Source organism: Pseudoclavibacter sp. RFBI5, from assembly GCF_002931395.1.
GTDB lineage: Bacteria > Actinomycetota > Actinomycetes > Actinomycetales > Microbacteriaceae > Pseudoclavibacter.
Genome location: NZ_PSYA01000012.1, coordinates 90334 through 99931, shown reverse-complemented (window position 1 = coordinate 99931; position 9598 = coordinate 90334). Strand labels below are relative to the sequence as shown.

At 68.6% G+C, this 9598-nt stretch carries 8 protein-coding genes; all 8 read left to right on the top strand.

The features are described 5' to 3' along the window. The first annotated feature begins 816 nt into the window (after positions 1 to 816). The 8 genes from C5E06_RS15515 (at position 817) to rbsK (ending at position 9502) form a co-directional block, all read left to right on the top strand. Positions 817 to 2535: an AMP-binding protein gene (locus C5E06_RS15515; RefSeq protein WP_104307504.1), complete on the top strand. Its 1719-nt coding sequence runs from the start codon at positions 817 to 819 to the stop codon at positions 2533 to 2535. A gap of 256 nt (positions 2536 to 2791) precedes the next feature. Next, entirely contained in the window at positions 2792 to 3079 is a 288-nt protein-coding gene (locus tag C5E06_RS15510; protein WP_068483913.1) for an HU family DNA-binding protein, read from the top strand. A gap of 125 nt (positions 3080 to 3204) precedes the next feature. After that, positions 3205 to 5358 carry a cytochrome c oxidase assembly protein gene (locus tag C5E06_RS15505; RefSeq protein ID WP_228496663.1) on the top strand — a complete coding sequence of 718 codons (2154 nt, stop codon included), beginning with the start codon at positions 3205 to 3207 and terminating at the stop codon, positions 5356 to 5358. Next, on the top strand, positions 5355 to 6644 hold the full coding sequence (locus tag C5E06_RS15500) for an ATP-dependent RecD-like DNA helicase (RefSeq protein WP_104243800.1): 1290 nt from the start codon (positions 5355 to 5357) through the stop codon (positions 6642 to 6644). The genes C5E06_RS15505 and C5E06_RS15500 overlap by 4 nt, the downstream gene beginning before the upstream one ends. A gap of 166 nt (positions 6645 to 6810) precedes the next feature. Beyond that, entirely contained in the window at positions 6811 to 7368 is a 558-nt protein-coding gene (locus C5E06_RS15495; RefSeq protein WP_104243798.1) for a YceI family protein, read from the top strand. A 189-nt stretch (positions 7369 to 7557) separates the two neighbouring features. Next, positions 7558 to 8118 (top strand): AAA family ATPase, encoded by a 561-nt coding sequence (locus C5E06_RS15490; protein ID WP_104307500.1) that lies wholly within the window; start codon positions 7558 to 7560, stop codon positions 8116 to 8118. Between the two features lie 47 nt (positions 8119 to 8165). Continuing rightward, a complete protein-coding gene (locus C5E06_RS15485; RefSeq protein WP_104243794.1) occupies positions 8166 to 8576 on the top strand; it encodes a DUF6157 family protein in 411 nt (136 codons plus the stop codon). After that, on the top strand, positions 8573 to 9502 hold the full coding sequence (rbsK, locus tag C5E06_RS15480) for a ribokinase (protein WP_104307499.1): 930 nt from the start codon (positions 8573 to 8575) through the stop codon (positions 9500 to 9502). The genes C5E06_RS15485 and rbsK overlap by 4 nt, the downstream gene beginning before the upstream one ends. Positions 9503 to 9598 lie beyond the last annotated feature (96 nt).

The window sequence follows — 9598 nt, the reverse complement described above, 5'->3', positions numbered from 1 at the left end:
ATCACGGACCGGGCGGGGTAGGACGGGCCGGAATAGGGCAGCTTCACCCCATCCCCGCGCCCGAAACGGGAGGAAACTGCCCTACCTGCGGACCGCCGGTCCGCCGGTCCGCAGGTAGGGCAGTTTCCTCTCGTTTCGGGCGCGGGGATGGGGTGAAGCTGCCCTATTCCGGCCCGTCCTACCCCGCCCGGTCCGTGATTGGGGCAGTTTCCTCCAGTCGCGGTGTCATGGATGGGGGGGAGCTGCCCTATCCCGCGCCGCGCCGCGCCGCGCCGCGCCTCCCGCCGTCCGGCCCCGCGCCGGTCCGCGGGTCGTCGGGTCCGCGAATGGGGCAGTTTCCTCCCGTTTCGGGCGCGGGGATGGGATGAAGCTGCCCTATTCCGGCCCGTCCTACCCCGCCCGGTCCGTGATTAGGGCAGTTTCCTCCAGCCGCGGTGTCATGGATGGGGGGTGGAGCTGCCCGGCCCCGCGCCGCGCCGCGCCTCCCGCCGTCCGGCCCCGCGCCGCGCCGGTCCGCGGGTCGTCGGGTCCGCGAATGGGGCAGTTTCCTCCCGTTTCGGGCGCGGGGATGGGGCGAAGTTGCCCTATCCCGCCCCGTCCTGCCCCGCCCGGTCCGTGAGTAGGGCGGTTTCCTCCCGTCCTGGGGGCGTGGGTGGGAGGAAGCTGCCCTATCCGCGCCCCGCCCCGCCCCGCCGCGCCCCGCCCCGCCCGGTCCGCGAATGGGGCAGTTTCCTCCCGTTTCGGCCGCGGGGATGGGAGAAAACTGCCCTATCGCGGCGAAGGTCTTTGTCGGCGGGGTGCGTGAGAATGGCACGCATGTCAGAAGTTCGAGGCGCAGACGCCTTCCGCAGCGCACGTGACCAGCTGCTCGCCCTCCGCACAGACGCTGGGCGCGCGAGCCGGGAGTTCGAATGGCCCGAAGTCGGAGACAGCTTCAACTGGGCGCTCGACTGGTTCGACCAGATCGCCGAGGGCAACGACCGCACCGCGCTCTGGATCGTGGAGGACGACGGCAGCGAGGCGAAGTACAGCTTCGACGACCTGCGCCGGCGATCCAACCGGGTCGCGAACTGGCTCGAGGCGCAGGGCATCCGCCGCGGTGACGTCGTCATGCTCATGCTCGGCAATCGCCGCGAGCTCTGGGAGGCGATGCTCGGCGCGCTCAAACTCGGCGCCGTCATTCTCCCCACGTCCGTGGTGCTCGGCCCGCACGACCTGGACGATCGCGTCGAACGTGCCAGGGTGCGTCTCGTCATCGCCGAGGAGGCCGACGCGGTGAAGTTCGACAACGTCCTCGGCAGCTACCGCATCGCGCAGGTGGGTGCTGGCCTCGAGGGGGCCGCGCGGGAGGCGTGGCTCGACTTCAACGACATCTACGACACGTCGGATGCGCCGATCGAGAAGCGGACGGCAAGCGACGACGCCGCCCTCATCTACTTCACCTCCGGTACGACGAGCCACCCGAAGATCGTGGTCCATTCGCACCGCTCCTACCCCGTCGGGCACCTCTCGACGATGTACTGGATCGGCGTCGAGCCGGGCGGCGTGCACCTCGCGATCAGCGCGGCGGGCTGGGGCAAGCACGCATGGAGCAGCTTCTTCGCGCCCTGGAACGCCGAGGCGACGGTCTTCGTCGTCAACTACCAGCGCTTCGACGCGGCCCTCCTGCTCGACCAGCTCGACAAGGCGGGCGCGACCTCGTTCTGTGCCCCGCCGACGGTGTGGCGCATCCTGGTGCAGCACGGCAGGTCAGCGAAGCCCCGGGCGATGCGGGAGCTGCTCTCAGCCGGTGAGCCACTGAACCCCGAGGTCATCGCGCGCATCCACGCCTGGTGGGGGCTCGAGATCCGCGACGGCTACGGCCAGACCGAGACGACCGCCCTCATCGCGAATGCGCCGGGCGATGTCATCAAGCCGGGTGCCATGGGGCATCCGCTGCCTGGCATGAACGTGGTGCTCCTCGACCCGGTGACAGGCCTCGAAGGCGACGAGGGGGAGATCTGCCTCGACATGCGTGGTGAGCGCCCCGTGAACCTCATGACCGAGTACCTCGGCTCACCCGCGGCGACCGACAACGCGGTGCGCGACGGCTTCTTCCACACCGGTGATGTCGCGGTGCGCGATGAGAACGGATGCATCACCTTCGTCGGGCGCACCGACGACGTGTTCAAGTCGTCCGACTTCAAGGTGTCGCCGTTCGAGGTCGAGAGCCTCCTCCTGGAGCACGATGCCGTCGCGGAGGCGGGTGTCGTCGGGGCGCCGGACGCGACGAAGCTCAACATCACGAAGGCCTACGTGACGCTCGCGGCTGGCTGGGAGTCGAACCGGCAGACCGCGCTCGAGGTGCTCCGGCACGCCCGCGCGGTCATGCCGCCGTACATGCGGGTTCGGCGTCTCGAGTTCTTCGAGCTGCCGAAGACGGCGTCCGGCAAGATCCGTCGCGTCGAACTCCGCAATCGCGAGATCGAGGCCGATGGCACCCGCCTCGCCGACGAGTGGCGCGACGACGACTTCCCGGAGATCAAGCGGCGCTGAGTGGTCTCCGTCGCTGCTGGGGCAACGCCACCGCTTGGGCCCATCAAGCGCCGATACGGGCATCGATCCGGTCCAGAACGGCCACGAACCGGTGAATTCCGTGGCAAGACGCGGCGTGTCAGGCGAATCTGCAAGCGAGAGGCCCTGGTTTTGGTAGGTTGACGAAGGTCCTGCCGCGGAATCCCGCGGAACTGCAGGACTTCTGAACCCAACATGCTGCACTCGCAAGGGCGGGGCTGCGTCCTAAGGAGGACATATGGCAGACAAGACTGTGAACAAGACCGAACTCGTTGCCGCGATCGCGACCGAGACCGGCCAGAGCCAGGCTGTTGTTGGAAGCGTCCTCGACGCACTCTTCAGCGAACTCGCCTCGAACGTTGCCAAGGGCACGAAGGTCACGATCCCGGGCTGGCTCTCCGTTGAGCAGACCGCTCGTGCCGCGCGCACCGGCCGCAACCCTCAGACGGGTGAAGCCATCCAGATCGCCGCCTCGAAGGGCGTCAAGATCTCGGCTGGCTCGAAGCTCAAGGCCGCAGCTAAGTAGTCTTCGCGCCTGAATGCACGCGGGGTCGCTTCCACTCGGAAGCGGCCCCGCGTTCTTGTCCCAGCCGGTCGCTTCCCCTGTGGATGACAAGCCCGAGCGCCAGCGACGATCTACACTTGATGATCATGCCTACGCCCCTCGATTCCGGTTCCACGATCGAGGCGGCGGCAACTGCGGATAGGGGCGGCAGCAAGGCCGAGCGCAATCGCGCGAGCGCCGACTCCTGGTCGCTGCACACGAAGCGCATGATCGTGCTCGGGCCGGCGATCTTCCTCCTCGCGGCCCTCGTGGCGGTCATCTGGGGGCTCGCCTACGGTGGCGGAGCGACCCCGCTCATCGTCTCCGACCCTGGACCCATCGTCATGTGGGGTGTGCCGGTCGCGCGTCTCGCGCTGAACCTGTCGGCCTCGGTCACAATCGGCGCCCTGGTGCTGGCGGCGTGGGCGGCGAGTCGCAAGCAGCCCGAGTTCGAGCGGGCCATGACGATCGCCTCGTCCGGTGCCGCGGCCTGGGTGGTGTCCACGGCGGCTGCGGCCTTCCTCACCTACCTGCAGATCTCCAACGCCGCGTTCTCGCTCGACGCCGCCTTCGGGCAGGGACTCCTCTTCTTCTTCACCTCGCTCGAGCTCGGCCAGGCGTGGGTGCTGGCGCTCGGCATGGTGCTGCTGCTGTCGGTTGTGGTGTTCGCGAGCCGCAGCCCGTGGATGGTCGGGCTCTCGGCCGCGTTCTCGCTCTTCTGCCTGTGGCCGCTCGGGGCGCAGGGCCACGCCGCGGGCGCCGCGAACCACGAGACCGTCGTGGGTGGCATCACCCTGCACTACATGGGCGCCGCGCTCTGGCTCGGTGGCCTCCTCGTCGTCGCGATCCTCGCGCCGCGCATGCCGGACGTCCGCCGCCTCGCAGTGATCGAGCGCTACTCGTCGCTCGCCCTCGTCGCGTTCATCGTGGTCGCCGCATCCGGTGTCGTCGCGAGCGTCGCCAACATCGGCTCGTTCGCCGAGCTCGCCTCGCCATACGGGGTCATCGTCATCGTGAAGGCGGTTGTGCTCGTGGTGCTCGGCTTCATCGGCTGGGCGCAGCGGCGGGGACTCATCAACCGGATGCGCGCTGCCGTCGAGCAGGGAGCATCCACTCGCAAGCCCATGGTGTGGCTCATCTCGCTCGAACTCGCCTTCATGGGCATCGCGTCCGGTGCCGCCGCGGCGCTCGGTCGCACCCCGTCGCCCGTCACGGAGGTCACGGCCGACCAGCTCGCGGCCCCGACGCCGGCGCAGCTGCTCACGGGCGAGCTGCTGCCTCCTGAGTTCGAGCCGTTCCGTCTGCTCACCGAGTGGCGTCTCGACCCGATGTGGACAACGCTGTGCCTCTTCGGCCTGTTCTTCTACATCGCCGGGGTCCTGCGCCTGCGTCGCCGCGGCGACGAGTGGCCGCTTGGTCGCACGATCTCGTTTGTCCTCGGCATCGTGATTCTGCTCTACCTCGTCAACGGCTCGCTCATCGTCTACGGAAAGTTCGTCTTCAGCTTCCACATGACGCAGCACATGTTCCTCACCATGCTGGTTCCGATCATGTTCGTGCTGTCGGCCCCCATGACGCTCCTCCTGCGCAGCGTGCACGCGCGCCACGACGGCAGCCTCGGCACGCGCGAGTGGGCGCTCAAGTTCGTGCACTCGAGGTGGGCGAAGTTCTTCTCGCACCCCATCGTGTCCGCCGTCGTCTTCGCGGGCTCGCTGCTCGTCTTCTACTACACGCCGCTGTTCCGCTGGGCGGTGACCGACCACGTCGGGCACATGTGGATGATCGCCGACTTCCTCATCGTCGGCTACCTCTTCGCCAACGCGCTCATCGGCATCGACCCGATCGGCACGCGCGCCCCCTACCCGATGCGCCTCATCGCCCTCGTGCTGGTCATGACGTTCCACGCCTTCTTCGGCCTCAGCATCATGAGTGGCACGGGCCTGCTGCTCGCCGACTGGTATGGCGCGATGGGCAGGCCGTGGGGAGCGGATGCCATCACCGACCAGCAGATCGGCGGTGCCATAGCCTGGGGTGTCGGCGAGGTGCCGACGGTGCTCCTCGCGATGCTCGTCGCCTACTCGTGGTCCCGGTCCGACGACCGGGAGGCGAAGCGGCGCGACCGGAAGGCCGACCGTGACGGCGACGCGGAGCTCGAGGCGTACAACGCGCAGCTCAAGGTGATGGCCGACCGCACGGAGGCGCTGGAGAAGCGCAAGCAGGAGCGGCTCCAGCGCGAGCAGCAGCAGGAGTCCACCAAGTGACGATCGTCCTCACCCCGGAGCAGCAGGGTGTGTTCGACGCCATCGAGCACACGCGCGAGCACCTGTTCGTGACGGGGCGCGCCGGCACGGGCAAGTCGACGCTCCTCAACCACCTCGCGTGGCACACGTCGAAGCAGCTCGTCATCGCGGCACCTACGGGAGTCGCGGCCCTCAACGTGGGCGGGCAGACCATCCACTCGCTCTTCAAGCTGCCGATCGGCGTCATCGGGGATGCGCCCATCGAGCAGAACGGGGATGTGCGGAAGCTGCTCAACAAGATCGACACGCTCGTCATCGACGAGGTGTCGATGGTGAGCGCCGACCTCATGGACGCCATCGACCGCTCGCTGCGGCAGGCGCGCCAGCGGAAGAACGAGGCGTTCGGCGGCGTGCAGCTCGTCATGTTCGGCGACCCATTCCAGCTGGCGCCGGTGCCGCCGTCGGACCCCGATGAGCGCGCGTACTTCCGCGACCACTACCGTTCGCTGTGGTTCTTCGACGCGAGGGTGTGGCAGGAGGCGGAGCTGCGCATCCACGCCCTGCGCGAGATCCACCGGCAGCACGAGGACGAGTTCAAGAACATCCTCACGGCCGTCAGGTACGGGCAGGTCACGGCCGACATGGCGAACCGCCTCAATACGGTGGGCGCGAGGCCCGCCCCGGCCGACGGCACGATCACGCTCGCGTCGCGCAACGCGCAGGTGTCTCGCATCAACGCGCAGAACCTCGAGCGCCTGCCCGGGGCGTCGATGACCGCGAACGCCGACATCTCGGGGGAGTTCGGCGGCCGCAACTTCCCCGCGGATGAGCGCCTCGATCTGAAGGTCGGCGCGCAGGTCATGTTCCTGCGCAACGACTCTGACGGGCGCTGGGTGAACGGCTCGATCGGCGAGGTCACGCGCATCGACAAGACCGTCTACGTCGAGATCGATGGCGACGAGCACGAGGTGGAGCCCCTCGTGTGGGAGAAGCTGAAGTACTCGTACTCGCCGGATACGCGGGAGCTGTCGCGCGACGTGGTGGGGGAGTTCACGCAGTTCCCGCTGCGGCTCGCGTGGGCGGTGACCATCCACAAGTCGCAGGGGAAGACCTACGATCGCGCCGTCGTCGACCTCGGGGCGAGGGCCTTCTCGCCCGGGCAGACCTACGTGGCCCTGTCGCGCATCCGGGCGCTCGATGGGCTGCATCTGTCGCGGCCGCTGCAGCCGAACGACATCTTCGTGGATGACAATGTGCTGCGGTTCATGAAGTCGGTCAGCGACGCCGCGAAGCAGCAGCAGGGCTAGCTCGGACGGCTGGCCGCCGAGGCTATCGTCTCGTTTCCCAAAGATTTCCCTGGGCGTCGGAATACCGTCACAGTTCTATGCGTTTGAATAACTTGTATCCGCAACAATGTGTTACGTTGTCCAGGACTTGACCGAGACAGCACCCAACGACCCTTCAGGAGAAGACATGAGCATCAGCGCAGCAGACATCAACGGCTGGACCGCCGGCACCTGGAACATCGACCCCACGCACACCGAGGTCGGCTTCGTCGTTCGCCACCTCGCGATCAGCAAGGTCCGTGGCGGCTTCGAGACCTTCTCGGGCACCATCACGACGGGTGAGACGATCGAGGAGTCCACGGTCAACGCCGAGGTCGAGGTCGCATCGGTCAACACGAAGCAGCCTGCTCGTGACCAGCACCTCGCGACCTCCGACTTCTTCCTTGCCGAGGAGTTCCCGACCTTCACGTTCGCCTCCTCCGCCACGCGCGTCGAGGGCGACTCGGTCAAGGTCGACGGCGAGCTCACGCTCCGCGGCGTCACCAAGCCCGTCACGTTCGATGTCGAGTTCGGTGGCATCACGACCGACGGCTACGGCCAGAAGAAGCTCGGCTTCGAGGCTGTCACGAAGATCAACCGCAAGGACTTCGGCGTCAACTGGAACGCACCGACCGAGGCCGGCGGCCTCACGCTCGGTGACACCGTCACGATCAACCTCGACGTGCAGGCGACGCTCGCCGTCTAATGACGAACCAGGTCGCTTCGGCGGCCGAGGCGCGATCCCCCGATCGTGCTGCGCGTCTCCCCTGAGCGCGCACAAGATGGCCGGACACCCTGTGTCCGGCCATCTTCGTGTCTCCGCCGCCGACCGCCCCGGGCGAGCTCGAGCGGCACCCGGCCAGCGAGTGCCGGAAGGCGACCGTAGGGTTGCAGAGTGTCAGCTCCTGCAGGATCCCCGGAATCCGCCCCTCGGCGTGTGCTGATCGCGGGTGCCGCCGGCGTCGGGAAGACGGCGGTTGCGCGCCGGGTGGAGCGCACGGCGAACCTCCCGCACACGGAGATCGACGCCCTGTTCCATGGCCCGGGATGGACGGTGCAGCGCGGGTTCCTCGAGTCCGTCGACGCGTTCACCAGCGAGGAGCGCTGGGTCACGGAGTGGCAGTACGCGACTCAGCTCGGTGACCTGCTCACGAGCCGGGCTGACACGCTCGTATTCCTCGACTACTCGGTCTGGACGCACATGTCGCGGCTCGTGCGGCGCACGCTCCGCAGAAGGCTGCGGCGCGTCGAACTGTGGAACGGCAACGTCGAGCCTCCCCTGCACACGATCCTCGTCGATCCGGAGCACATCGTCCGGTGGGGGTGGAAGGGGCGCGCCAAGATTCGCCGGAGAGTGGACTCGGCCGAGCGGGCCCGGCCGAACCTCCGCGTGGTCCGTCTCCGGTCGCAGGCCGAGGCCGACGACTGGCTTCGGAGCCTGCGCCCGCATCGCTGACGTGACGAGCCCCGCGTGTTGCGATGCACGCCCCGTAGGCTCTGCCCATGGGAACGACGAACTACGCGAGCACGTTCATCCAGATCGCCGACGACTGCCCCGTCGACGAGGCTGAGGCGCCGCCCGAGTCGGCGAAGGGGCCGACCATCGCGAGCCTCCAGCACGCCCTCATCGCCGCGCACCCGTATGAGTACACGTCCGACGATGTGCTCTTCGAGACCTACGCCGTGCGCAACGCGGTACCGGCTGAGGAGCGGGACGCGGCCAGGGCCGCCTTCTTCGCCAAGGACCAGGCGTGCCTTCGCGCGTCTCCCCTCGGGAAGCGCTGGGGGTGGGGCATCCACTCCGACGATGAGGCGCGAGTCGCGCTCGTGCCGCTCGGCTCGGACGAGTACGAGGAGAAGGCGGGCGACGCGTCGCTCACGCAGCTCAAGGCGATGCGCTCGAAGCGCGCATGAGCGGCACGAACCGAAGCGGCGTGCTTGTCGTCGGGAGCGTCTCCGCCGACCTCACCGCCTTCTCCGCCCGGCCGCCGGAACCCGGCGAGACGCTGCGGGGCGACAGCTTCAGCCTGGCCCTCGGGGGGAAAGGGGCGAACCAGGCCGTCGCGGCCGCCCGCGCTGGCGCATCCACCTCGTTCATCGCGTGCGTCGGCGACGACACGTTCGGCACGATGGTCACGCGCGAGCTCGTCGACGCCGGCGTGGGTGTCGACAGGCTGCGGACGGTGTCAGGGGAGACGGGTATCGCGCACATCCGCGTGGATGCGAGCGGCGAGAACTCCATCGTCATCGTGCCGGGAGCGAACGACGCGCTCGATGAGGCGACCGTCGTGCAGGGCATCCGCGACTCCGCGGCCACGAGCTCGGTGCTGCTCACCCAGCTCGAGACGCCCGCGCGGCTGACCGCGAGCATCCTGCGCACGGCACGGGATGCCGGGATCACGACGATCCTCGACCCGGCGCCCGCCGCACCTCTCGACGAGGAGGTGTGGGGCCTCGTCGACCTCGTCACCCCCAACGAAACGGAGGCGCGGATGCTCACGGGCATCGTCGTCGACTCGGAGGCGAGCGCCGTCGAGGCCGGACGGTGGTTCCTCGACCGCGGCGTCGGGGCGGTGCTCGTCACGCGCGGCGGTGACGGGACGACGCTCGTGACGCCCGAACGCGCGGAGACGTTCCCCGTGATCGAGGTCGAGGCCGTCGATACGACGGCGGCCGGCGACGCCTTCGCCGGTGCGCTCGGGGCTGCGCTCGCTGGCGGGCGATCGCTGGAAGCGTCGATCCGGTTCGGGGCGGCCGCTGGTGCTCTCGCCGTCTCGAAGCGCGGGGCCTCGCCGAGCATCCCGACGGCCGCCGAGATCGAGGAGTTGCTCGCCAGCTGATGCGGCCAACTTGCGTGATGGATCGGCGCTCGCCGCGTTGAGAGTAGCGTCTTGGCCTCGTTGATCACGGAATTTGGCCGCCGGGCGGCGGGCGCG